Below are 24,920 nucleotides of genomic sequence, written 5' to 3' on the forward strand. Positions count from 1 at the left end.
TTATAAAAAGCTTCGAATCTCATTTCGATTAACTCTTGAAAAGTGTCTCGTATCAACAGGAACTTCTCCAAAACGAATCTCAACATTTCCTAAGTTCCACTTGGCAATAAATTCACCTACAGCGTCTTTTGAGCTCTCCTGTCCCTCGACAAGACATAAGACCTTTGTATCAACTTGAACAAATGCAACACGAGAGATTCCATCAACTTTGGCCAATTCATTTTCAAGATGAAATGTAGGAATTAATTTTTCATCTATCTTCAGACAATCTTTTAATCTTCCTAAGAGATAAATTTTATTATCTTTAAGATAACCCACATCCCCAGTTAAATGCCAAAGAGTCCCGTTCTCATCTCTATGCTTTGTGGTTTTATTTGCTGGATGATTATCAATATATTCTTTAATTACATGGGGCCCACTTAAACATATCTCACCCCACTGCACATCTTGATTAAAGTCAAAGGCATTATCAACTTCTTTAATTTCTACATCTAAAACATCGATGACTTGACCGAGTCTAAGCCCCACACCATCATTGTTAATATACTCATCAATAGGAGTGAAACTTATAGGTTCCACTTCAGTTGAGCCATAAATGATATGGATTTCAACTTGTGAAGAAGCTGACTTAAAGGCATTTAAGACAATACTTGCATCCTTTGTCGTTATCTCTGCCCCACCGATGATAATACTTCTAAGGCTTGGAATTTTTATCTCATTTTCACTTATGTACTTGGCAAGTTTTTTAATGATCATAGGAGTAGCACTAAAGCGCGTAACACCATATTGATTCATTTGTTTTACAACTCTTTCAGGTTCAAACTCTCTAATTTTTCTAAAGTCCATATCAGGAAAGATTGTGGTTATTCCAAGTCCTAAATTCTGCAGAACAAGAGTTGGAAAAAATGGCATATCCACTTCATCGTCTTTGTGAAGCCAAAAATATTCAGATACTATTTTTTGGGATAAAAAGATATCAAGACTTCGATTTGCGGCCTTAGGCCTTCCTGTTGAGCCACTTGTAAAAGAAATAAGAACCGGAGCATCTGATTGGAGAGGAACTTGTTTAAACTCCAATGTTGGATCTTCTTTTATCTTAGTTAATTGAGTTGAAAAAAGACAACTTTGATCAAAAGTAAAACGCTTCATCTTCCAAAGAGCTGGTAGAAAAGGTGTCCACTTGAGAAGCTCTTTTACTGAAATGATTGCCTGTGCATTAGCATCCACGAGGGCCTGCTTTAACTTCTCTTTAGGCATTGTAGAATCAACAGACACCACAACTAGTCCCAAATAAAAAATAGCACACATGAGTTGATAGAGTTCCAGTCGAAGAGGCATAATAACAATTATGCGATCCCCTTTCTTTAGGCCTTGAGACTCTAGTGTCTTGATCCATGCTCCAACTTCTTTCATGAAGTCTTCATAATTAAGATCTTGGCCTTGATAAACAAGACAGCGCTTATTTAACTGAGAGCGAAAATGCTCGTCTAAATAATGGCAGCCATTTATTGGTATCCCCGAGTACCCCAGAGTTTTCCTTATATCCTCAATTTTTTTCATATGATAATATTAAATGAAATCTATTAAAAAGTAATGTTGGGTAGGAAATGTATCTATTAACGAAATCGCAAGCATTGCTTGCAACAACGAATGACATTGGTGGAAAGGCTTTTAATTTAGCTAAACTTGAGAAGTGTAAAGTACAGACCCCTGATTGGTTTTGTCTCTCTACTCATTATTTTCAAACATTGATTGACAAAAATGATAAGCTAAAGAGTCTTATTGATGATTATACAAGATTAGAAAATCTCGACTCACTAAAGCAATTGATCGCGGCCATTTATAGTGAAATTGATAAATGTGAAATTGATATAATTGAAGATGTCATGGCCCATGTTAATGGAGAGCTCCACTACGCTATAAGAAGTTCTGCAGCTGATGAAGATGGAAGTCATTTCTCATTTGCAGGACAACTGGAGTCATTCCTCTACGTCCAAGGTAAAGATAGAATCGCTCAGGCCATTCGAAACTGCTTTAAAAGTAACTTTTCACTAACTGCACTTACATATCGATTTAAGAATAATATTCATCATACAACACCCAAGATGGCCGTTATCATTCAAGAAATGATTGATCCTCAAAAGTCGGGTGTTCTCTTTACTGCAAACCCTATAAATGGGCACAGAGATGAAATGCTAATTTCAGCAAACTTCGGTCAAGGTGAAGGTGTTGTAAGTGGTGAATGTAATACTGATGAATTCACTATTGATGATCGCGACGTGATTAAAAGTGAAATTAGAGAAAAAGATTTCAAGATCATCGCTGACTTTGAAAATAAGACCACAAAGAAAATCGATGTAGAAAAAGATGAAGTTAAATCACCGGTCTTATCTCATGATGAAATAAGAGCAATTAGAGAACTTGCCTTTTCTATCCTTAAAATTAAAAAGAAGCCTCAAGATATAGAGTTTTGTATTCAAGATGGTGAAATCTACATAGTACAAACAAGAGATATTACCTCTTTACCTATGGATAAAAGACATGAATTTATGAATGTCTTTGATAACTCAAATATTCAAGAATCTTTTAATGGTGTTACAACTCCCCTTACTTTCTCATATGCATCTAAAATGTACTTCAAGGTTTATCATCAACTTCTAGGTCTAACGGGGCTAAGCGAGAAAGAACTAAAGAAACACGAAAAACGACATAAGAATATGATTGCGCTTATCAATGGGCGCGTCTTTTATAATATTCAATCATGGTACAAAGGCCTTTTACTACTTCCATCTTTTAAACAATCAAAAGGTGATATGGAAAAGATGATGGGAATTACAGATCCAGTCGACTTTATCGAAGATAAGGACCTTTCATTTTCCCAGCGCATGGCCATGATACCAAATATGATTAAATCTTTTGGTAGCCTACTGTGGTATTTTTCTAAAATAGATAAGGTCGTTGCTGATTTTATGGATGGCTTCTACGAAGTATATAATAAAATCGACTTTTCAAAGCTTAATCGTCTTAACCTTACACAGCTCTACGATCTAACTGAAGAGCTGGATCAGAAAATCACTGAAAAATGGCATGCCCCTCTCATCAATGACTTCTACGTTATGATGATGAATGGAAAGATGTATCGTTGGATGGATAAATTAGGCTATGAAAATCCAGATCTTGTTCTAGGAAATCTCCTCTCTGGTGAGTCTGATATTGCTTCAACACAGCCAACTAAGGAATTACTAAAAATAAGTGATGAGATAAAAAAGTGGGACAATACTCTTATTGATGAATTTCTTAAAGTTGAAAATAAGAATGTCTTAGACTTTATCTATTTGAATGATAAGAAGGTTTATCAAATGTGCTTAGATTATATTGAGGCCTTTGGTGATCGTACAATTGGAGAATTAAAACTTGAAAGTCTTTCTCTACGTGAAGATCCAAGTTTCTTAATAAATATTTTAAAGAATTATGTCGTTAAAAAGAGCTTAGGATATGAAACCTTCATTGCTGGCGAAGTCGAATTAAGAGAAAGTGAAGAAAAGAAAGTTGCTCCTGTTGTAAAAAAGAAATTATCATTCTTTGCAAGAAAGCGCTTCTATAAGGACCTTGCAAAGCTACGTAAGGCGATTCGCTACCGCGAAAATACAAGACTACTTCGTACAAAATCATTTGGTATTTCCCGTCAAATTTATCGAGAAATGGGAAATCAAATGGCCTCTTTTGAGCTTATTAATTCACCAGAAGATATTTTCTTTTTAACTTTAAGTGAAATTGAAGAATTAAAAGATGCAAGGATTGTGCAAACACGATTAAAAGACTTAATTGAACTTAGAAAGGCCGAGTACGAGTCATATGAAAATGATGAGCCAGGACATCACTTTAAAACTTTTGGTTTCGTACATGCTGGTAATGACTTTATCTATGAAGGACACACAGAAATCGATCCAGATGGTGCCCTAAAAGGTATTGGTTGCTATCCTGGACAGATCAATGGTGAAGTCGCCCTACTTTTTAAGCCTGATGAAGGAATTGATGTAAATGATAAAATCCTTTGTACAGTTAGAACAGACCCAGGATGGGCCCCGCTCTTTCCTTCGATCAAGGGCCTATTAGTTGAGAAAGGCTCAACTTTATCTCACTCAGCAGTCATTGCAAGAGAGTTAAAGATACCAACAATTGTAGGTATACCAGGCATCACTAAAATTATTGAAAATGGTGATGAAATTGAAATGGATTGTGAAAGAGGAATTGTAAAGATAGTAAAATAAAAAGGACCTAACTAGGTCCTTTTTTTATTATGCGATTCTTCGATAAAGTTTAATATTATAAACACCAACCTTCTCATTTTTAATCTCTGAAGAAAATTGATCTGTAATATCCTCAAAGCCTGCAAGATCAGGCTCAAATACTCTTAGATAGTAGCGAACACAAATTACTCCACCAACTTTAATTGAAGGCTTGGCCTTTTGAATAAAGTTATTTCCAAGCTCATCATCAAAATAACTTGGAACATCAGAATATGAAAAATAATCATATTGTTTTTCGCCATTTGATAAAGTAGAGACGATATCACCTATTTGATAATGTATTTCAGATTCTTTTACACTTGTTTGAAGGCCATTGAAGCTTCGACACCTAAGAGGCGTATTCGTCAACGTTACTTCACCAAACAGACATAGACTTAGGAAGAAATTATCCTTTATCAAAGTTGTAGAAAAAAGTCGGGCAAAGCGTGAACGATAGAATTTCACATAACTTTCTTTCAAGTTCTTTTTAATAAAATCCCCACTATAAAGTAAAGAATTCATCATGGCCTTATTACCAACAATGGCCAAAACCACCGTCCAGCGCACGCTAAACGAAGTTGAAGTGATGATATATTTCTGCTCTTCTATACTTTGGCAATTCTTTAACTGGCGAATAAGTTTGTGGCCAAGAATCTTTCTGGCAAGTTTAGAAAACTTAAGAAAAGTTTTCTCCCAACTTCCGGCCAGGGCAGCAATTTCATTACTATCAAGAATATCGTGAAGCTCAATATTTATTCCAATACTCTTTAAAATCGATGAATCATCGTGATAAGCACGAAGAAAGCTTACTTCATCTAGCTCACAAATGGCCTTCTCATAGGCCCTCGCCCATTCAATCTGAATCTCTGAGACATCGAATAAATCGAGCTGACAGCCAGTTTGAGGTAATAAGTAGAGACCGCGAGGTCCTGCTCCACAAATAGAACCAATGCTCTTGGGCTTCAACTTTTTACAAATATTGGCCTCTAGCTCAATGTCTTCGTTAGCTAATGAATAATTAAGTTTATCAGTAAAATATTTCGCCATAGTCCAATTATAAATGTTTTCATTATATAATGATATTAAGAAAATAAATTCAAATGAGGGTGTATGAGTAAAGACATTAGTCACATTACAATGGAAGATTCATTTTTAAAGAGATACTTCGCTTGGTCACAGGAAAGATTTCCAATCGATAATGTTATCTCAGGTATCATTACATATTTTGTAATGTCTCGTATCGCACTCTTTCTAACTGATCAAAGTCTCGATTTTGTCGTAATGGATCTTCTTGGAGCCGTTGCAGTAATTGGACACTATTATATTTTAAGAGTCTTTGATGAGCACAAGGACTTTGAAATTGATTGTATCAATCATCCAGAAAGAGCACTTCAAAGAGGACTTATAAAGCTCTGGCATCTCGATATCATGGCCGCCATCTTCACTGTCATCTGTGTGAGCTTTTCATTGTTAATCTCAAATAATTATTTAAGTCTTATTTGCTACGGGATCGTCTATATTTGGTCCGTTCTTATGGCAAAGGAGTTCTTTGTTGGAAGCTGGCTTGAAAAAAGACTAACTCTTTATTCTTTCTCTCACATGCTGGTCTCTCCTCTTATCATAATTTGGATCTTTTCAACAAAGTGGCAGGTTCCTCAATTTGAAACTTATTCTATTATTGTTCTCGTCATGGCCTTAACTTCAGGCTTTTCTTACGAAATTACAAGAAAGACAAGAGGTCCAGAAGAAGAAAGCGAAACTCTTGATTCTTATACAAAAATCTACGGCATTGGTGGAAGTGTGCTCATTATCTCAATAATGAATATTATTACACTTGCCTGTTTTCTATATTTCACAACACTTATCCCTAACCTTCGTGGTGTTACTGTAGGAATGGGAATAGCTGGCTTTGCAGCAGCACAGTCAACTCTTTTAAAGTTTTTAAAGAAACCTAGCCTAGATGGAAGAAAGAAGAATGAAAAATCATTTGGACTCTTTGCTCTTCTTCTCTACGTTGCACTACTAGTAGGTATGTATGGAAATTAATTTAGAAGGCCTATCAATTCAACATAAACAGGAATTTGAACTCTTTAAAGACAATGATTCCATCTCAAGCATTGAGCAATTTAGTGATGATGACTCAAGCGCTGTCTTTTTCCTAATTGATAACAAGGCCTATTTTGGATTCTGCCAAGGTAAGCTTAATAATGACTTCATTGATGCTGCCAGAGAATATAAGACCAAGCATCAAAGTGAGAAGATTGTAGGGCCATTAAATTTTTCAACTTATAATACATATCGCTTAAAAGAAAATGAAGACCTTCCCCATCACCTAATGGAGCCACCATACGAGGCTGAGCTTTATCAATTATTAAAGTCACATGGTGAAATCTTTGAAAGTTATCTAACGTATGAAATTAATGACTTTGAAAAGCTCTTAGACTGGTCAAAGCAATTTGATGAAATCGATGATAGTGTCATGAAAGATCAATACACTCTCCAAGTCATTGATACAAAGTACTGGATGGATAATATCGAACGCTTTTATAAAAGTGCAGATCAAGTCTTTGGAGAAAATCTAGCTTATTCAACCCTTTCATTTGAGACTTTTAAAGCAAAGTATGGAGAACAAGCAGCGGGACTTATCTGTCCATTTACTTCTCGCTGTCTCGTTTCAAAAGACAACCAACAAATAGTGGGAATAATTTTAAACTTCATTGATATCACGGCCGCTGACCGAAAGAGACTTCTTATAAAAACGATGGGAGTTCATCCAGATCATCGCCATATGGGGCTAAGCTTTATCTACTTACTTAAAGAAATAATTCCTCAAGTACGTCAAAACTACGACCAGGCATTTCTCTGTCTTATGCGAGAGGGAAATCTACCATCACTTTTTGCTAAGGATATTTCACAAAAGGATCGCCATTATCACTTATTTAGTCTTTGATTAGTCTTTAACTTCAACAAGTTTTTTTGGCCATAGCCTATAAAGAAAGAATATTAGAAGGCCAACAATTGCCACAAGAAAGCTAATTTTACTTGATACACTTTGTATCGATAGTAAGAACACCCCCACTAGGATACTGATCATAGCAAGACAAAAGCAGAATCGATTCTTACTTTCAGGAATAACACCGACAAATCGTCTTGTGCAATTCCCACAAGTCTGAGGCCTTTTTATTGCATGCATCCAAGAGATTGTGCGCTTCCCGCAACTTGGACAAGGACGAATATTGAAATCCTTAAGTGCGGGCTCTGTCATTTTCAAATCACCATCTAATGTCATCTCAATATCCATACTCTTCTCTTTTGCTCTCTCATCAATAAACTTTTTTAAACAGTAAGTTATTAACTTCAACCAGATCAACGCAGCTATGGTGACAATGAGAAGTAGTAATACTTTCTCTGTATAGCTTCCTACAGGAATGAACCCTTTCAGTTGCGTCATTAAGTAGTTATAAAATTCAATAATCATAAATATTTTGATGTATCCAAAGTAATTCGTATAAGTCGTATCTCTTTTAAAATCTGACTAATTTTCGAAATACACATCTAGTAATATACGACACTTTATCGTTTGATAGTCAAAAAACATGAGCAATATCAGTAACTTAAGAAAGATCATAGTTACAAACGATAAACTACTGTAATCATAGAAGTTACAAACATCAAAATTTTAAGAAAATCCTAAACGATAATTCTTCAACAATAACAAGGGTTTATAAACAAAGCCTTATTCAAGAAAATTTATGTTCAAGTTTTTAAAAAGTTTAATCCTCTAGTTAATAGAGCAAAGCAACGTAAAAACTCTGAACACCTATAGTATTAATTTCAAACTCCCCCATGTGAAACGCTCAAAACGCTATATTAGAAGGATGAAGATAGAACAAACACACACAAATCCTGCAAATGCGGAGCTTGCTCCTGCCCCAAAAACTGCCCAGAAAGCGACAAAGAAGAGGCTGTCGGCCCCATCTCGTTTTGACTACTCTGAGGCAGCTCGTCTAAAGCGTATAGAGCTTCTAGAAGAGCAATGTGGGCAAGACCTTGATGCCATTGCAACAACGGACCTGGATGGCCTAAATTTAAAGGGAAATATCGAGTCCTACGCTGGAAGTATTTCAATTCCTATGGGAATTTGTGGGCCACTGAAAATGAATGAAAAGGGAGAGACGGAAGAGCTCTACATCCCTATTGCAACTTCAGAGGGTGCTCTGGTTTCTTCAATTACACGTGGAGCACTTGCTGTTTCACTATGTGGTGGATTCAAAGCAAAGGTCACAAGAAAGCGCATGTATCGCGCACCTGTTTTTACATTTGAAGATATTGATCATGCTGATGAATTTAAGGCATGGCTTGAAGATAATTTTAATACAATCAAAAGTATCACAAAGAAATATTCTAATTTTGCTGATCTAAAAAAGATCAAGACGACTCTTATTGGTCGAAATGTTCACGCTAAATTCATTTATGAATGTGCAGATGCTTCTGGTCAGAATATGACTACAGTTTGTACTTGGCAGTCATGTCTATGGATTAAAGAAGAACTTCTTACTTCAAAGATTAATCTTATTGAATTTTTCTTAGAAGGAAATGGCTCAAGTGATAAGAAAGTTTCAGTTGGATCGGCCATGCAAACTCGCGGAACTTACGTGACTGCAGAATGTGTGATCACAGAAAAAGTACTAAAGAGAATCCTTAAAACTTCAAGTACAGACTTGATTAACCTATATCTTAGATCACTTCCTATCACACGCCTTGAAGGGATGATAGGATATAACGTAAACGTTGCCAATGCAGTTGCTGCAATCTTTGCTTCAACGGGACAAGACCTTGCTTGTATCCATGAGTCATCTACGGCGGTTTTAAATTTTGAAAAACACGAAAAAGGTTTATATGTAAGCTTAACTCTTCCATCTCTTGTAATCGGTACAGTTGGTGGTGGAACAGGACTTGGCCATTATAAGAATTGTCTTCAAGCAATTGATTGTGCAGGAGCTGGAAAGGTTGAGCGTTTTGCAAAAATTATTGCAGGAGCTGCTCTATCTCTTGAGCTTTCAACAATGTCGGCCATCTGTGGTGGACAATTTGCTTACGCTCACGACAAGCTTGGAAGAAATAATCCAAAAGATCAGCTTAAGACAAAAGATATAACAAAAGACTTTATCAAAGAAAATTTCTCTGATCTTTCAGAATCTCTAAAAGAAAGTGAGACTATTGAACACGATGTAAAAGTTAACGTTGAAAATGGAATCATCACAGAAGCAACATCAAGAGTTGTAAATAAGTCGCTGGGCTTTACTGCACTTGAAGTGGATAAAGAAAAACAAGTTATTTTAAAATCAAAGCCACTAGACACTGATGTTATTGCAGGCCTTGCAGCAATTGCTGGTTTTGCAGATAGTGATATAAGACGCAAATTCTTAAAGACTATTCGAGATAACGAATTTACAAAATGTCATATTAGAGAAATAGAGGCTTACCGAATGGTATCACGTGATTTTTCACGTTATATACCGACTCTACACGGTACCTATATCAATACTCAAAAAGAAGCATATTTAATTCTTCTTGAAAATTTAAACTTCTCACAAGTAGAGCTTATTAATACTGAAGCCTCTCCAGAGCTGTGGATTAGTTCAACGAGAGAGCTTATTTATGATGCCATTTCAAAGGTACACACAAGCTTTCTTTCAAGTGAAGAAGTTAGTAATTCTTCACTAAACTTAGGAAAGACGAAAGTTGACGCTGATTTAACTAAATCAATTATTACCTATATCCGTGCTCAGCGCTACATAAGTGCAGAAACAGAAAGTAAATTAGAAGAAATTCTTTCTAATATCAATAAATGGGCAAAGCTTATTGATGAAGGTCCAAAGACTCTTACACACAATGACTTTAACCCAAGAAATATCTGTTTTAAGAAAGGTCGCCCATGTTTTTACGACTGGGAATTATCAAGATTTAATTCTCCATACCGTGATCTAGTAGAGTTCATGAGCTTTACAACTCCAAGTGAGGAGATTGCAAGTGATATTGAATTATTCTTTGAAAAAGACGGTATTGAGCTAGAGAGAAATGAAAAATTAGAAAATATGTTGGCATGCTCATATGAGTACTTACTTAATCGCGTACTCTTCTACTATGTTGGTCACAGTGTAAATGAATATGTATTTATGCCACATATCTTTAATAAAACGCTTGAAATCATCCAATTCATTGAAGGAGAGCTTGATGCATAATCTAATTCAAAAGCTACTTTCACACTCGATTGAAGAAAGAAATAAGAAAGTCTTATTCTTTTATAAGAATTATAAGCTTGTGTCTTCTCTATCCATTAATGAGATGATGGAAAAAGCATGTCAGATTGCATCTAAGATTATTGAAAACGATATTAAAGATGAGAATATAATTCTATCTTTTGAAAACGAAGAAAACTTTGTCACTTACTTCTTTGGGATCATCTTATCTGGAAATACACCAGTTCCAATGGCCTCAAATGCCCTGATGCTAAAGAAAGACTTTGAAGAGCTACTCTTTCAATTTGCCTCTAGTGCAAAAACAAAGTATATCGCCGCAAAGAAGACACCAGCGGGCTACACAAATATATTAAAATTAGACGAAGCAAAAAAACTGGCATCAAGCTTTGCAAACCCAACACTTGAAGATACTTGTTTTATTCAATACTCTTCAGGTTCTACTTCTGCACCAAAGGGCGTTGTTATTCGTCATAAAAATCTACTGGCAAATAATGAGCAAATTAATATTGGGATTAAGCTAACAGATAAAGACTCGATTTGTACTTGGCTTCCGCTTCATCACGATATGGGACTAATAGGAAGCCTAATGACAGCACTTCTAAGTAATTTAGAATGTCATATTGTGCGAACTCAGGATTATGTTATTGCCCCTCACAAATGGCTACACCTTGTGAGTGAAACAAAGTGTAGTGCCCTTTGTATACCAAATTCGGCCTACTATGTTTGCGCCACAAAGATTCCAGAAAGCAAACTTGAAGGGCTTGACCTAAGTCATATTCGTTTTGCTCAATGTGGAGCTGAGCCAATCAAGGCAAATGTTCTCGATGCTTTTAGCAAACGCTTTAAGAAATATGGATTTAACTCAAAGGCCATAATGCCTGTTTACGGACTTGCAGAAGCAACCCTTGCTGTTACCTTCCACGAAGTAGGAACTCAGTATAAAAAACAGTCTCGTGACAATGAAGAGTATATCTCATGCGGCAAAGTCCTCTCTCCTACTGAGCTAGAGATAAGAAATAGTGAAAATGGAATTGGAGAAATCTATATTAAGGGGCCATCAATTTCAGACCACTACTATGGCCGAGCCACTCACCTAGAAGATGGATGGCTCAATACCGGTGATCTAGGCTTTCTAGATGAAGACAAAAACCTCTATATTACAGGAAGAAGCAAAGACTTAATTATCTGTAATGGAGTCAATATTTATGCCAATGATATCGAGTTTGAGGCCGCAAAAGTACCTCAAGTAAAATTAGGTCGCATCGTGGCCTTCAGTGTACCAGGACTAGATGGTGAACTGGCCAAAATCGTTATTGAAACAAATGAGAAGTCATTAGAGGGCCGCAATAAGATAAAGGAGCAAGTTATTGAAATCCTTAGATCTAAAATTACACTAACTTTAGACAGTATTATCATTGTTCCAGAGTTGACCCTAAAGAAGACCACAAGTGGTAAAGTAAAGAGACAGGATGCGAGACAGCGCTTTCTTAAGGGAGAGCTAAATAAAGTTGAAAAACGCTTTGGCCTTAACTTACTTGCATCAAAGTGGATTAAAAATAAGTTTAAGTTTAATTTCTTATTAAGAGAAAAAATAGGATAAATAATGGCACAAAAACTTCTTACATATTTAAATGAAGCAATAGCAGAAGTTTCAGATAAAGAAGTTGTGCTAAGTGAAGACACAAAGTTTGCAACTCTTGGACTAGATTCATACGATGCCATGAGTTTTATCGCCAGACTTAAAGAAGACTTTGAAGATCTACCTGTTACGATCTTCTTACAGTGCCAAACAACAACAGACTTAATAAAATACTTAGAAAATAATCATAAAGAAGAGATGGAAGAACTATGGAAACAAGATTAGTAGAAAGACTGCAAAGACTTAATAAACAATCTGTGGACCGTGCTTTCACTGTAGAAGCTCTTGATTGGACAAAGCCAATTGATAAGAGTTTAAAGTGGACACCAGATGAGATGATTACAATCTCATATCTTCCTAGTTATGACTTATTAACTGATGCTCAAAAGCTTCGCTTTAACCAATTAATTGGCCTTTCAATTTGCGAGCAATTTATATGGTTTGAAAATGTACTTCTCAATCCAGCTCTTAGAAGCTGTAAGAGAATCTATAAGCTAAATCCAGAAATGAACGAGGCCATCGATCACTTTATGGAAGAAGAAGATAAGCACGGTGAAATCTTTCTTCGTATGCTAATGAAAGCAGAACCTGAGAATTACTCAAAAGAGAATCCTCTAAGAATTTTTAAGCTTTCTAAGACTCAAAACTTTATCATGAAAGTTGTGACGAAATTTCCACAAATCTTTCTATGGTGGATTTGGATTGCCCTATTCTTTGAAGAGCGTACATTAGATATTTCGAAGAAATATAATAAGGCCCTAAAAGAAAAAGATGTTGATTGGAACTTCTGGCAGTGCCATTACTACCACATGCTTGATGAAGTGAGACACCAACAGATTGATGAATGTTTCCTAGCAACTTTCTACAATAAGGCCAACCCTATTCTTAGAAAGATTAATGCCAAGGTATTTATCAACTTCATCTCTAGCTACTTTGGACCTAAGAGAATGGCCACTCGAATTCTTGAACTAATGCAAGAGGAATTTGATGACCTAAGTACTGAAACAATTAATACTCTAAAAGATGAATTTGATACTCTTCGTACAAATGTTGAGTTTCAAAGAAGTGCTTTTTCAAGACAAGGCTTGGGCCGTACTTATGAACTGCTTGCTCAATATGATGAAATGGATGACTTTTGGGATCTATTAATTGAGGAAAGTAAGGAAGAACACCTTGGAAAAAATCGCTTTGTTCGCGGTACTCACTCAACAATTCTAAACTAAAAAAAAAGGCCCTGTTAAACAGGGCCTTGATATATCTATTGGCTTAAATCGCCTTTTAAACTCGTTAGTAATTCATCAAGATCAAATGGCTTATAGAAGAAGCGAGTTACCCCTTCTTTCATGGCCTCTTTAAGAGAAATATCTGCTTGGCCAGAGACGAAGTAGAAAACCTTATCTTTTTGTTCTTTGTGACTATTTGAACAATCAAGTACGACCTTTCCGTTACCATCAGGCATCTTATAGTCAGAAATAATCGCATCAAAAGTTCCACCACTATTGATTAATTTAACAGCGCTATTTCCCGAACTTGCACATTCAGTCTCATAACCTTCAAACTGTAATTCTTCAGCTAAAAGCTCTAAAATATCTGGTTCGTCATCAACGATTAGTACTTTGTAAGGCATGTTTTAATTTCTCTTCTAAATGTATAAGTCGATAATAATGTAATGCATCCTATTATAAATACTATATTTTGTAAAACAAAATAAATTGATAAACTATACAGTTTAATAGTATAGGCCAAGGCTTTGTTTTCTAAGATATATTTTACAAACTTTGGCGCTGTTCCATAATAAAACTCGACAAATAATTGCCCTGCTCCAAAGCTCATTAAGTATTCATCTCGAATATGGCGAAAGTAATTTAAGACATAGTGGTCATGACCAAAGCCTGCAGTGACTAAATAACATTGATTCTTGGCCAATAGTTTCTCAATTGGTTTAGGGTTAATATCACTACTTTCAACAAGTGGTCCGATAAAACCAAAATGATCAACATAAGCGATGGCCGCACGATAATTTAATCCATTTGTCAGCCTAGAAACTTTAATTGTTCCATCTTCACCTTTTTCTTCAATAATTTCTCTGAAGTTAGTCTTTGCTACAGCGGCCGATGGATTAACTAAATATAAGGCCATTCTAGAAATATAAGAACCATTTCCTCCGTGATCACCTGTATACTCAATGATCCCAGTTGCATCCCCGTCAAAAGTTGCATTAATAACAAGAGAGGATTTTGTCTGAATATCTTCTGAAGCAGCACTCATGACTAATTTAAAATAAAGTGCTTGCCCGACAGTATCTGGAATGACGATATTATCTTCATTTGGTGGATAGTCAGTTCCATCAGGCTTTAAAAAGAAAACCAATTCGATCTCATCTTTAATTGTTGCAAGCTTATCTGTAAAACCAGCGCAATTTAATTCCGATGTTGAACATAGATCAATGAAGCTGACAAAAGGAGCCTCCACATCAGAGCTAGGAATTTGAGTCACAATTCTAAAGCTGGCATCTGATCCATTACTATTATCTTTTACAGCAACATATAATTCCTCATCGCTGTAACCTTTAGTATCGATATCCTGAAAGTATAATCCTCCATCAGTAGAAACGACATCCGGTAGATCACTTGAAGTATCAAAATAATAAGCTGCTTCTTGGCTGGCCGTAACTTTTACTGGAACATAAAGTGTAATTGCAGCCTCTGGAGTCGAGCTATCACCACCCATATTAATAAAAAGCTCATTAAGGTTGGTACCTGAATCACCTCTTAATCTAAAAATAGGTTCCTCTATGTCATCAAGTCCCAAACTGGCAGCGTGTGAGAGTTGACCTGCGATGAAGAATAAATTTAATAAGATGAGTGATTTCAATAATTTTTGCATATTAAAATTATGGTTTATCTTTTCTTCTTGGTCAAATAATAATAGATTTGATAAGAATGAAGTCACTTATAAGTTACTTAAATAACATAGATTCAAAGAGCAGATAGGAAGCACAATGAAGTATATTATCTTGTCATTATTATTTCTTACTTCGTGTATCGACACTGAAGGTATAAAGAACCAAAAACAAGTTATAACAAGTATGGCAACGGCCCTTGGGAAGAAGTACCCAAGTGTAAAATCTGTGGACTGCCAATATCTTTCAAAAAGACTATTACGCCGCGACAACAGACTCGTTCTCGTTGATGCTCGAAATATCTATCAATACGATGTCTCTCATATTCAAAGGGCCATTCCCCTTTCAAAACTCCATGAGACTCACCAAAGCCTAGATGGACGCGAAGTTATCGTTTACTCAACGATTGGAACACGTGCAACAAAGGCCATTCTTGAGCTAGCAAAGTCAAATCAGAAAACGGAATTTAAAAACCTCTTTGGAGGAATTCTAGACTGGCTTCAATGTGGGGAAAAGATTTATAAAGATAATAAAGAAGTGAAAAAGATACGCTTTGAAAATGACGCTTGGAATATCGTTCCTAAGGGATATGAGTCGATTCTTCCATGAAAGTAATTAGTATCAATGGCCAAATTATTGATGAAGAAAATGCCAAAATCTCAGTATTTGATCGAGGCTTTCTCTATGGTGACTCTGTCTATGAGGTAACTGAAGTTCGAAATGGAAAGATTGGTTTTCTCGACGAACATCTTGAACGTCTTCGTAACTCAGCTCTTAAGATGCATATGCACCTTCAATTCACGGCCAAAGAGTTGGAAGAACAAATTATGAAAGTTGCCACAAAGCTTCATAAAGAGGGATTCCAGCGTTGCTATATCCGATTAGTTGTTACCCGAGGTGAAGGTGAAATTACACTTGATCCAAAAGCGGCCAGCAAACAAAACCTCATTATTATTGGAAAAGACTTACAAGAAAATCCAAAAACTTGGTATCAAGATGGTGTTGAAGTCATCGTCTCTTCAACACTTAGAAACCCAGTTAAATCAATGGACCCAAATATAAAGTCAGGAAATTATCTCAACAATATCCTAGCTTACAACGAGGCCCGTGAAGCCGGCTACTTTGATGCAATCATGCTCAACCAAGACGGTAATGTAACTGAATGTACAACAAGTAACCTGTGGATCGTTAAGGATGGCGTCTTTAAAACTCCCCCAATTGCAGCCGGACTTTTAAAAGGTATTACTCGAGAAAATGTCATTAAGATTCTAGGTGAAAATAATATCCCTTTTGAAGAGACAAATATCACTGGCTCCCAATTAAAAGAAGCAGATGAGTGCTTCCTAACTTCCTCTACAAAATACCTTGTTCCTATTGTAAAAATTGACAATCAGGCCATTGGCGGAGGGCGTCCAGGAGCAAAAACGTTACAAGTACTTGAAATCTTTAAAAAGCAACAAGGCATTCCTCTATAATTTCTTGTATTTACGAATTTATTCATTGACAAAAGTAATGACTATTAGCTATAAAGCTTCAGTTGCATCCGAAAATATTAGATAAGATTGATGGGCCTAAGGCTTTGTGCCTTTGAGATGTGATGCAACTTTATCCTTGTCCCACCCAATCTTAATTCATAAGGAGAGCCTCATGGCAAAGAGTACTACAGCGAGATCACGCTTTAAAATCCAAAGAGCACTAGGTGTTGAACTTCCAGGTCTTGGTAAAGGTGGAGCACTAGCTCGTCGTCCATACGGTCCAGGTGTTCACGGTAACAAAAGAAAGAAAATTTCTGACTATGCCGTTCGTCTAAAAGAAAAACAAAAACTAGTATTTCACTACGGTCTAAGAGAAAAGCAACTTGTTACTTACGTTAAGCAAGCTAAGAAGAACACTGCTGGTAAGCCGTGGATGGAAGTACTTCTTACAAACCTTGAGTCAAGACTGAACAACGTTGTTTTCAGACTTGGATTTGCACCATCAATGATGGCAGCTTCTCAAATGGTTTCTCACGGACAAGTACAAGTTAACGGAAAGAAAGTTGACCGTTCATCATACATCGTTAAAGAAGGTGATGTTGTTACTCTAACTGAGAAAGGTTACAACAACCAACTTTACAAGCAAACTCAAGAATCTCCACGTTTCGCAGCTGTTCCAGCTTGTTACAATGTTGAAGGTTCAGACAAGAAGAAAGCAACTATGGTTGCTGCACCTCTTGAGTCAGATGTACCATTTGACTTCAACTCTCAGCTAGTAATTGAGTACTACTGGAAGGTAAAATAGTAGGTCCTAATCAAAATAGACTTATATACAAAAGGCTCCCGATTGGGAGCCTTTTTTATTTTGATTTTTTAACTTTAGCTTCTTATTTATTTTCTCGAATCTCAGTAGAACTCAAGTCCTGAAACTCATGAGGCTCTAGATAAATCACCTCTAGCTTAGGGTTATATTCTTTAATAACCTTCTCAACCTCACGATATTGGGCCATCTTCTCTTCTCTAGGAACAACATAGACCTTGCTAAGCTTTTGACATACTTTCTCAACTTCATGCCATTGCAAGAACGAACCAAATGTATCATCACCCATAAGCCAATTAACCTCAGGGTAGTCGACTTCTTTTAACCATTCATACGTAGGCCGACGCTGCTTCTTTGCCCAAAAGCCCGTATAGATCTGAAAACGATCTTCAGTCATGTACTTAATCTTCAAGTACTCTCCATATGGATCGTCTTGCTCATTAGACTTCCAATGACTGTAGTCGAGAACAATAATGATATTATCCTCAAACTTAGAACATTGGTTAAGACATTCAAGATGTCCTTTATGAAATGGGTGAAAGCTCCCACCAAAGAGAGTTACTGAAGTTTTTTCTTTTGAGGAAAAAAGCTCAACCTGATTTGCAATTTCTTCTAATTTACTCATTTATTAGAAGTCTTTATCTTGTAGAGTCTTGCGGCCATTTTGCATCGCGCGCTCAGCTGCTGCATCACACTTTACTCTAACAATATCAGATAGAACCTGCATCACGTTGGCCGAAGTATTAAGGCCATGTTTGTCTTTGATATATTTCTTAAGTTTTGAAGCAACAATTAAAATTTCTTGATCATTAAGCGGCAGAGTTTTCTTATCTCCACCAACTAAAATTCGTCGCGGCTCTCGCCTTTGCTTGTTATCCTGCTCGCTCACGTTATCTCCATTTGAGTCATCAGTATTTTGTGATTTAAGATAATCAACTTTCACATATATCTCCAAGTCTAGTATAATTATATTGTATAGGAAATTTAAATCTAATAAACCAACGAGCAAATTATGAAGTTCTCTTGCGAATTTAACGATATTGAGTATTTTTTCCGAACAGAAATTGGTGCAAATACTAATGATAAATACCATCTCTTTCTTTCTGGTTCGAAGCTTACCAAGTATCAGAATGAAGAAATGCGCTTTCACACACTTTACATCAATGCAAAATGTGAAGGTAGTGAACTAAATTTCATCATCACTGGAATTCCCCTCTCTTTAGAAGAAGAGGAACAAATTGAAGAATTGGAAGACTTCTTTGAGGCAAAAGAGATTTTTGAAAAGATTGAAAACTCATTTGATCAAATGTTATCTGACAGTAAGGCACCTCCATGGGCAACTAAGGAGTATAAGTAATGAATCAAAATACACTACCTAATAATACTCACAGTAAAGTCATGGGCTATATTCTATGGCTATTTGGCTTTATGGGCTCTCACCGCTTCTACTATGGTAAACCTGTTTCAGGAACAATCTGGATGCTAACTCTAGGTCTTTTTGGTGTGGGATGGCTTATTGATATTTTTCTCATTCCGGCCATGGATGAAGAATGTGATGTACGCTACTACGACGGAGTATTGGACTACAATATTGCTTGGGTTCTCCTAACTTTCTTAGGAGTCTTTGGTTTTCATAAGTTTTACCAAGGTAAAATTATTATGGGAGTTCTCTATCTCTTAACTGGTGGATTCTTCCTATTCGGAATTCTATACGACTTCTGGACTCTTAATGAACAAATAGATGAAATAAATAAAAAGGGCTTCTAAAAAGAAGCCCTTATATTTTTGCTTGAATATTTTTTTAGTCTAGTAAATAGCGCAATGTCCTCTATAAAGATAAACAGTATCTCTACTAACATCTGTTGAGCTAAATGTTGAATAAGTCTGACCTGCATCAGTAAAGTCTAGAGCAAATTCCTTAGTCACTGTATCAACACGATATTCAACGTGAGTACGTCCTGGGAATCGACGATAGATTGTACGACACTCTCCACGTCTGTTACAAACAACTTGTGGATGAGTAATTTCACAGAACTCACTACGATGACGGATTGGACCTGTTTCAACTTCAGTTGAAATTGTTCCAGCAATGTCATAATTTAATGAAGTATCAAGCTTGTCTAAAAAGAATTCACCATTTGATGGAAGCTTAAGCTTATCATCAAACTTAACTTTTAGTTTTTCATCTGCAACTTTAATAACCATTTTTCTCTTACCTACAAATTTAACCTTTGTACGGTACTCACCTGGAGCTAGAGTTAGGCTATCTTTTGATGTTTTTAAGTTTAATTCTGAAGTGACAGATAAATTACCCTTAAATTCCTTACAGCTAAATAAAATAGTCATAAGAAGGGCCATTTTTAAAAATTTCATTTCTCCCCCTAAGTTAAAATAAAAAATATTTATCAAACGTAATTTTGTTTGTCCATACTGGCATAAATACTATGAAATATGTACTCATTTTTAAAACTTCTGAAAAGATGACCTAGAGCATGTTTCAAAAAGTTAAGAGAGGTTAAGATATTACTAGACTTTATTTTAAAATTGTTTAATATATTCGGGATATCGACAACTTAAACCTACTACGGAGACCTTATGGCAAACGCTAAAGTTTACGAAACTTCTATTGTACCTAAGGGTGAAATGCTTGAGCCTGTTAGAAATCAAGAAATGATTGCTTCATCGATGACGATCGAAGTACTTCACATCGCAACTTTCTTTGTTATCTTTGCTTTTATTTTTGCAGGGATCTGGAAAGCCGCTGTTGCTATTGAAAGAAAAGAAAAAGCATCAGAAAACTCAAAAGTTACAGCATAACTTTTATCAATTCTTAGAATTCAATATGAAATGTCACTGGCCCGTCGTTATTTATGACGACGGCCATGCTTTCTCCAAAAATACCAGTTTCTACTGGAACTTTTTCATTTAGTAATTTAACAAATTCATTAAATAAATTCTGAGCGACTTCAGGTTTGGCACTTCCATCAAAACTTGGACGATTCCCCTTCTTTCCATTCCAAGAAAGGGTAAATTGTGAGACGGCCAAAATACTTCCCTCAATATCAACAACGGATTTATTCATGCGTCCGCTTTCATCAGAAAAAATTCTTAAGGCGACAATCTTATCAGCGGCTTTTTTAAGAGTCTGCATTGTATCATCGTGTTCGATACATACTAAAAGGTTAAGACCTTTTTCTATTTGGCCGACGATTTTATTATTAACTTTGACTTGGGAACTTGAAACTCTTTGGACAACTATCTTCATTAAACTTTCTTATATTCTTCAATTTGTTTTAATTCATATTGTTTTTTTAAGTTTTTAATTTTTTCTTCGTAACTAGATACGAGTTGATCTCTAAGTCTTTTAGAATCACTCATCTGACGCTCTAATTTCTTTTGGGCCATATTTAGCTTACGGCGCATATCTGTATTATGATCGGCCGTCATTTTCTGTTTTTCCATATTATGGTTATGAGTCATACGTGAAAGCTTAACTTCATTTTCTTGTTTCATCATCTTAAGCTTTGTGTTGAAATCATCACGAAGTGATTGGAAACGCTTCTCATACTGATCCTTAATATGATCAACACTATCCTTCATTTCAGCTCGTTGCATACGGCTTTGCTCTTGAAAGAACTCATTTTCAGCTTGTTGTCTACGCTTGCCTGTTTCAGTAAGCATATGAAGTTTCTCTTCTGTTTCAGCAAGTGTTTTCTTTAGCTGTGCCTGTTGGTCTTGAAACTTCTTTTCATAAGAAGCTTGAATATCACCGATCTTTTGATCCATCTCTTTTTGATGAGTCATAAGTGTATCTTCATACATACGACGATTACGAGCATTAATCTCTTCTTTCTCTTCTCTAAATGATTCCTGAAGAGAGTTTACGGTTTCCACACTCTTTTCTTCTGTACGAATAAGATTATCTCTAAAGTGCTCTCTTTGACTCTGCATTAGATCACGATATTGATTTTCTTTATGAAGCATATTATCTTCAGCAACTTTCTTTTCATGAGTGATATTGCGATTATATTGTGCTTTCTTTATCTCATGTTGTTTTTGAGAACGTGCCTGAATCTGATCCATATTCGCTCTCATATCATCTTTAAAATTAATAAAGCGCTCTTGTTGATCAAGGGACTGCTCTTTAATTCTCTTTGTAACACCAATATCTTTTTGAACTAATTTTCGTTCAAAATCATTAATAATATCAGCGTTTAATTGCTTTAGACGCTCAAGCTTCTGCTCGTAAGTATCTTTTATGCCAGCATCCTCAACGGCCTTCATTGATTGAGAACTTTTAAATCGAGCAATATCAACATTGTGGTTACTCTTAATATCCTCACGTTTATTCTTTTCTGCGCGAAGGATATCACTGACTTCAACTTGATGAGCAAGCCTTTGTTCCTGAAGATTTTTTTGTGTTTTAAGGTGTAGGTCGCGAGCAATCTGATCAACGCCTTCTTGCTTCTTATTTAATTCTCTAACATATGATTCGTTGGCCTCTTCTAAAGCTTGCTTCTTCGTTTCAACAAGGAAGTCTTCACGTCTTTTGCCTTCATCAACTACCTTACGTAGTGTTTTATTAGCATCATTTTTTAACTCATGATTTTCTAGAGTGAATTGAGACTTTAATTCATTTAATTCTTTTCGATTCTTTCTAACTTGCTCTTTTTCAAGTTTAGCAAAGTCATTATTTAACTTCTCAGTCGATTCTTCACTATGCTTATGAAGTTCCTTAATCTTATCTTGAAAGCGGTCTTGGTTTAACTCGACACGCTCATCTGCTCTTCTTTTTTGAGAAGTTAGGCTATTAGAGAATGTCTTCTCTCGCTGCTCAATTGTATCTGAATATGACTTTTTTAAAGTAGATAGCTTTTCATCAAAGTTTGTTTTTTGCTCTTTTGAAACTTTACGAAATTCTTCTTGTGTTTGCTCATTCTTATTGCGAAAGAATTCTTTAGATTTAGCGATGGCCTCTTTGGCCTTCTTGGCAGCAATCTCTAATTTCGATTGATTATCTTTGATGAGAGCATCTTGTTTTTTCGAGTATTCGTGCTTTAGAGTATTTAACTTCTCTTCGTTATTATCCTCTAGGTTCTTAAGATTTTCACGATATCCTGAACGAATACGATCAAGCTGCTTGCGCTGCTCACTATTCATCTGTGAAATTTTCTTAGAGTAATCTTCTACTTTCATAAACCTATATGCGATAAAAATAATCGCCCATTAAAACACTTCTTTATTATACCTTCTTTATAGGATGCTTTTTACTAGGCAAAGTATATCCTCTATAAGTCATTGAATTCTCAATTATGTTAGTATTTTTATATGAATGAGCTAACAGATACAAAGAAATACGAAAGTTTCCTTAATATGTGGAGAACCCTAATTGCGCTCTCTCATCTCGATAATATTGTTTCCGAGCAAGAAAGAGAGCTTATTCAGGAATTTATCCATAATGCAAAGTTAAGTGAAGAGGATAAGGAGATCTTACGTCAGGATCTTGAACAACGTCATCGACCAGACGAGTTCATTGGGCATGTTAATTATCCGGCCCACCTCTCTCAACTGCATCACTTAGCAAATATTCTATTTCGTTCAGATGAGCTCGATCCTAAAGAAGAAGCTTATCTAAAGAAGATTCTTGCAGAAATAGAGACTAAGATTGGTATTTACAATGCCACGACACAAAGCGCCGAAGCACTGAAAAAGATGTCTCAAAGTGAGATTGAAGTCAAAAGAAAGTCGGCCTTTGCTGAAATCATCAAGTTCTTTACCAAATAAGATTTGAGCTCCTATTTACTTCCTAGTTAATTCTCTTTGTGCTAAGTTATTGGCAAATATTTTTCAAAGGATTAATAATGAATAACGCAGAGCTTAATGAGTTTTTAGAAAAGTACGGACAAATGTTTAGACCAAATCCATGGCATGGTATCAAGACATGGGATGACGAATCAAAGAGAGTTCTAAACGCATATATTGAAATCACACCAAATGACCGTGTTAAGTATGAAGTTCATAAAGAGAGCGGTTACCTAATGGTTGATCGTCCACAAAAGTTCTCAAATATTATTCCACAACTATATGGATTAATTCCACGCACTTACTCAGATAAGAAATCTGCTGACTTTGCTGAGTCAGAAACAGGAAGAACAGGAATTGTTGGTGATCTAGATCCAATTGATATCTGTGTTCTTACAGAAAAGAATATTAAGCAAGGTGATATCCTAGTTAACTGTGTTCCTATTGGTGGTTTCAGAATGCTAGATGGTGGTGAAATTGATGATAAAATCATTGCTGTTCTAAAAGACGATGCAATGTTTGGGCACATCACAGATGTAGATCAAGTTCCAACTGCTGTTTTAGAAGAACTTAAGCACTACTTCCTAACTTATAAAGAAATTCCTGTAAAAGAAGGTGAAGCAAAAGTTGAAATCACAGACCTATACGGTGCTGAAGATGCAATGAAAGTAATTAACCTTGGAATTGAGGACTATAATGAAAAATACGTTAAGTAAGAAATATAAAGGGTGCCAAATTTGGCACCTTTTTTTTGCACTAATTCTTTGCCTGTCTTTTGTAAATGTACATCCAGCTTCATATATAGTTAACAAAGAGCATTCTAAGTTAAAGTTCAAAGTTAAGTATATGGCCTTAACAGACGTTGAGGGACAATTTGAAGATTATAAAATCTACTTTGATATGAAAGATAAGACCATCTCAAACCTTGTTGGCCAAATCAAAGTTAATTCGATTAATACTTTTGATAAAAAGCGTGATCAACACCTAAAAAAAGACGATTTCTTTGATGCAAAGAAATATCCTGTAATTAAGTTTCAGTCTGTACAACCATTTTCAATAAAAGAAAAAGAAGTAAAAACTGAGATCCAGGTCAAAATTAAGAAAGTTCAAAAAACAGTACCTGTGAAAATCACTTATCTTGGTAAAAGAAGCGATCCATGGACAGAAAAAGAAGGACATTATTTTCAAGGCAGCTTTATCATTGATCGTTTTGATTTTGATATCAACTGGAGCAAAACTTTTGATGGCGGTAACGTCGTGGATAAAGATATTCATATCAATTTTACAATTGAGGCATACCAGTCCAATGAAAAGCCTGCGTTTTCGAGATTTTATCTACCAACAAACTCGGTAAAAAGAGAAGTATCCCTTGATGCTAAAACATCAGGGGGAGATCTCATTATGCCAGAAAAGAAGGCCACAAAGTCCCCTGCTCCACAAGAGTCTAGTAGCTATTCAGCGCCTATGAATATCACACTCACCCTTTTTTCAACGGCAATTGTTTTCGCATTGGCCATTGGTGGAGGCATTTGGGGTCAACAGAAGCTCGTAAAGCTTATGGAGTCCAAAAATATCTCAGATAATTTAACGTTCTTACTATCCACAGTTATCGTAACAACTTTTATTGCAGTTATCTTCTATATCACTACTAAATACACAGGGATAGGAACTCACCCACTTTTTAACAGATAACAAACCTTAAGAAATCCTTTAGAACTCCTCTATTACCG

Annotated in this window: 26 protein-coding genes; 16 read left to right on the plus strand and 10 right to left on the minus strand. The window is 35.8% G+C overall.

The features are described 5' to 3' along the window. Nucleotides 1–1,560: an AMP-binding protein gene (locus tag DAY19_RS06405; RefSeq protein WP_114706373.1), complete on the minus strand. Its 1,560-nt coding sequence runs from the start codon at nucleotides 1,558–1,560 to the stop codon at nucleotides 1–3. Nucleotides 1,561–1,607: 47 nt separating this feature from the next. On the opposite strand from DAY19_RS06405, the gene DAY19_RS06410 reads away from it, so the two are divergent. Next, entirely contained in the window at nucleotides 1,608–4,271 is a 2,664-nt protein-coding gene (locus DAY19_RS06410; protein WP_114706374.1) for a PEP/pyruvate-binding domain-containing protein, read from the plus strand. A gap of 27 nt (nucleotides 4,272–4,298) precedes the next feature. On the opposite strand, the gene DAY19_RS06415 is transcribed toward DAY19_RS06410, so the two are convergent. Beyond that, nucleotides 4,299–5,336 (minus strand): DUF3419 family protein, encoded by a 1,038-nt coding sequence (locus tag DAY19_RS06415; RefSeq protein ID WP_120404572.1) that lies wholly within the window; start codon nucleotides 5,334–5,336, stop codon nucleotides 4,299–4,301. A gap of 63 nt (nucleotides 5,337–5,399) precedes the next feature. Here DAY19_RS06415 and DAY19_RS06420 point away from each other — a divergent pair, with 63 nt between their 5' ends. Together DAY19_RS06420 and DAY19_RS06425 are read left to right on the plus strand one after the other, a co-directional pair. Next, nucleotides 5,400–6,335: a UbiA prenyltransferase family protein gene (locus DAY19_RS06420; protein ID WP_114706376.1), complete on the plus strand. Its 936-nt coding sequence runs from the start codon at nucleotides 5,400–5,402 to the stop codon at nucleotides 6,333–6,335. Continuing rightward, nucleotides 6,325–7,239, plus strand: coding sequence for a GNAT family N-acetyltransferase (locus DAY19_RS06425; protein ID WP_114706377.1), 915 nt, complete (start codon nucleotides 6,325–6,327; stop codon nucleotides 7,237–7,239). The genes DAY19_RS06420 and DAY19_RS06425 overlap by 11 nt, the downstream gene beginning before the upstream one ends. Here DAY19_RS06425 and DAY19_RS06430 read toward each other — a convergent pair whose 3' ends face one another. After that, nucleotides 7,240–7,740 carry a hypothetical protein gene (locus tag DAY19_RS06430; protein WP_133296903.1) on the minus strand — a complete coding sequence of 167 codons (501 nt, stop codon included), beginning with the start codon at nucleotides 7,738–7,740 and terminating at the stop codon, nucleotides 7,240–7,242. 427 nt (nucleotides 7,741–8,167) lie between these two features. On the opposite strand from DAY19_RS06430, the gene DAY19_RS06435 reads away from it, so the two are divergent. The 4 genes from DAY19_RS06435 to DAY19_RS06450 are packed head-to-tail and all read left to right on the plus strand — an operon-like array spanning nucleotide 8,168 to nucleotide 13,414. Further along, on the plus strand, nucleotides 8,168–10,534 hold the full coding sequence (locus tag DAY19_RS06435; protein WP_114706379.1) for a phosphotransferase: 2,367 nt from the start codon (nucleotides 8,168–8,170) through the stop codon (nucleotides 10,532–10,534). Further along, nucleotides 10,527–12,152 carry an AMP-binding protein gene (locus DAY19_RS06440; RefSeq protein WP_158536817.1) on the plus strand — a complete coding sequence of 542 codons (1,626 nt, stop codon included), beginning with the start codon at nucleotides 10,527–10,529 and terminating at the stop codon, nucleotides 12,150–12,152. The genes DAY19_RS06435 and DAY19_RS06440 overlap by 8 nt, the downstream gene beginning before the upstream one ends. A 3-nt stretch (nucleotides 12,153–12,155) precedes the next feature. Further along, nucleotides 12,156–12,416, plus strand: coding sequence for an acyl carrier protein (locus DAY19_RS06445; protein WP_114706381.1), 261 nt, complete (start codon nucleotides 12,156–12,158; stop codon nucleotides 12,414–12,416). Next, nucleotides 12,401–13,414, plus strand: a complete 1,014-nt coding sequence (locus DAY19_RS06450; protein WP_114706382.1) for a diiron oxygenase — start codon at nucleotides 12,401–12,403, stop codon at nucleotides 13,412–13,414. Before DAY19_RS06445 ends, DAY19_RS06450 begins: the two co-directional genes overlap by 16 nt. Before the next feature lie 35 nt (nucleotides 13,415–13,449). Here the strand turns inward: DAY19_RS06450 and DAY19_RS06455 are convergent, their stop codons facing one another. Further along, nucleotides 13,450–13,818, minus strand: coding sequence for a response regulator (locus DAY19_RS06455; RefSeq protein WP_114706383.1), 369 nt, complete (start codon nucleotides 13,816–13,818; stop codon nucleotides 13,450–13,452). After that, nucleotides 13,800–15,077: a CFI-box-CTERM domain-containing protein gene (locus tag DAY19_RS06460; protein WP_133296904.1), complete on the minus strand. Its 1,278-nt coding sequence runs from the start codon at nucleotides 15,075–15,077 to the stop codon at nucleotides 13,800–13,802. Before DAY19_RS06460 ends, DAY19_RS06455 begins: the two co-directional genes overlap by 19 nt. A gap of 115 nt (nucleotides 15,078–15,192) precedes the next feature. On the opposite strand from DAY19_RS06460, the gene DAY19_RS06465 reads away from it, so the two are divergent. The 3 genes from DAY19_RS06465 to rpsD all read left to right on the plus strand — a co-directional run bounded on the left by DAY19_RS06465 (nucleotide 15,193) and on the right by rpsD (nucleotide 17,373). Next, nucleotides 15,193–15,702, plus strand: coding sequence for a rhodanese-like domain-containing protein (locus tag DAY19_RS06465; RefSeq protein WP_114706385.1), 510 nt, complete (start codon nucleotides 15,193–15,195; stop codon nucleotides 15,700–15,702). Continuing rightward, entirely contained in the window at nucleotides 15,699–16,568 is an 870-nt protein-coding gene (locus DAY19_RS06470; RefSeq protein WP_114706386.1) for an aminotransferase class IV, read from the plus strand. The genes DAY19_RS06465 and DAY19_RS06470 overlap by 4 nt, the downstream gene beginning before the upstream one ends. Before the next feature lie 172 nt (nucleotides 16,569–16,740). Then, entirely contained in the window at nucleotides 16,741–17,373 is a 633-nt protein-coding gene (rpsD, locus tag DAY19_RS06475; protein ID WP_114706387.1) for a 30S ribosomal protein S4, read from the plus strand. Between the two features lie 82 nt (nucleotides 17,374–17,455). On the opposite strand, the gene DAY19_RS06480 is transcribed toward rpsD, so the two are convergent. Together DAY19_RS06480 and DAY19_RS15310 are read right to left on the minus strand one after the other, a co-directional pair. Continuing rightward, nucleotides 17,456–18,013, minus strand: a complete 558-nt coding sequence (locus DAY19_RS06480; RefSeq protein ID WP_114706388.1) for an adenylyltransferase/cytidyltransferase family protein — start codon at nucleotides 18,011–18,013, stop codon at nucleotides 17,456–17,458. A gap of 3 nt (nucleotides 18,014–18,016) precedes the next feature. Then, nucleotides 18,017–18,331 (minus strand): hypothetical protein, encoded by a 315-nt coding sequence (locus tag DAY19_RS15310; RefSeq protein ID WP_199506623.1) that lies wholly within the window; start codon nucleotides 18,329–18,331, stop codon nucleotides 18,017–18,019. 69 nt (nucleotides 18,332–18,400) lie between these two features. Here DAY19_RS15310 and DAY19_RS06490 point away from each other — a divergent pair, with 69 nt between their 5' ends. Together DAY19_RS06490 and DAY19_RS06495 are read left to right on the plus strand one after the other, a co-directional pair. Further along, nucleotides 18,401–18,745, plus strand: a complete 345-nt coding sequence (locus DAY19_RS06490; RefSeq protein ID WP_114706389.1) for a hypothetical protein — start codon at nucleotides 18,401–18,403, stop codon at nucleotides 18,743–18,745. Next, nucleotides 18,745–19,155 carry an NINE protein gene (locus DAY19_RS06495; protein ID WP_114706390.1) on the plus strand — a complete coding sequence of 137 codons (411 nt, stop codon included), beginning with the start codon at nucleotides 18,745–18,747 and terminating at the stop codon, nucleotides 19,153–19,155. The genes DAY19_RS06490 and DAY19_RS06495 overlap by 1 nt, the downstream gene beginning before the upstream one ends. 39 nt (nucleotides 19,156–19,194) lie before the next feature. Here the strand turns inward: DAY19_RS06495 and DAY19_RS06500 are convergent, their stop codons facing one another. Continuing rightward, complete coding sequence (locus DAY19_RS06500) at nucleotides 19,195–19,761, minus strand: hypothetical protein (RefSeq protein ID WP_114706391.1); 567 nt, start codon at nucleotides 19,759–19,761, stop codon at nucleotides 19,195–19,197. 222 nt (nucleotides 19,762–19,983) lie between these two features. Between DAY19_RS06500 and DAY19_RS06505 the strand changes: the two genes are divergently transcribed. Beyond that, complete coding sequence (locus DAY19_RS06505) at nucleotides 19,984–20,205, plus strand: hypothetical protein (protein ID WP_114706392.1); 222 nt, start codon at nucleotides 19,984–19,986, stop codon at nucleotides 20,203–20,205. Between the two features lie 13 nt (nucleotides 20,206–20,218). Here DAY19_RS06505 and dtd read toward each other — a convergent pair whose 3' ends face one another. Together dtd and DAY19_RS06515 are read right to left on the minus strand one after the other, a co-directional pair. Further along, entirely contained in the window at nucleotides 20,219–20,653 is a 435-nt protein-coding gene (dtd, locus tag DAY19_RS06510; RefSeq protein WP_114706393.1) for a D-aminoacyl-tRNA deacylase, read from the minus strand. Further along, on the minus strand, nucleotides 20,653–22,584 hold the full coding sequence (locus tag DAY19_RS06515) for a hypothetical protein (protein ID WP_114706394.1): 1,932 nt from the start codon (nucleotides 22,582–22,584) through the stop codon (nucleotides 20,653–20,655). Before DAY19_RS06515 ends, dtd begins: the two co-directional genes overlap by 1 nt. 132 nt (nucleotides 22,585–22,716) lie before the next feature. Between DAY19_RS06515 and DAY19_RS06520 the strand changes: the two genes are divergently transcribed. From DAY19_RS06520 to DAY19_RS06530, 3 genes are all read left to right on the plus strand, one after another. Continuing rightward, nucleotides 22,717–23,172: a tellurite resistance TerB family protein gene (locus DAY19_RS06520; RefSeq protein ID WP_114706395.1), complete on the plus strand. Its 456-nt coding sequence runs from the start codon at nucleotides 22,717–22,719 to the stop codon at nucleotides 23,170–23,172. Between the two features lie 77 nt (nucleotides 23,173–23,249). Continuing rightward, nucleotides 23,250–23,906, plus strand: coding sequence for an inorganic pyrophosphatase (locus tag DAY19_RS06525; protein WP_114706396.1), 657 nt, complete (start codon nucleotides 23,250–23,252; stop codon nucleotides 23,904–23,906). Beyond that, complete coding sequence (locus DAY19_RS06530) at nucleotides 23,887–24,882, plus strand: YceI family protein (protein ID WP_114706397.1); 996 nt, start codon at nucleotides 23,887–23,889, stop codon at nucleotides 24,880–24,882. The genes DAY19_RS06525 and DAY19_RS06530 overlap by 20 nt, the downstream gene beginning before the upstream one ends. Nucleotides 24,883–24,920 lie beyond the last annotated feature (38 nt).

The sequence above is a fragment of the Halobacteriovorax vibrionivorans genome, assembly GCF_003346865.1.
Lineage (GTDB): Bacteria > Bdellovibrionota > Bacteriovoracia > Bacteriovoracales > Bacteriovoracaceae > Halobacteriovorax_A > Halobacteriovorax_A vibrionivorans.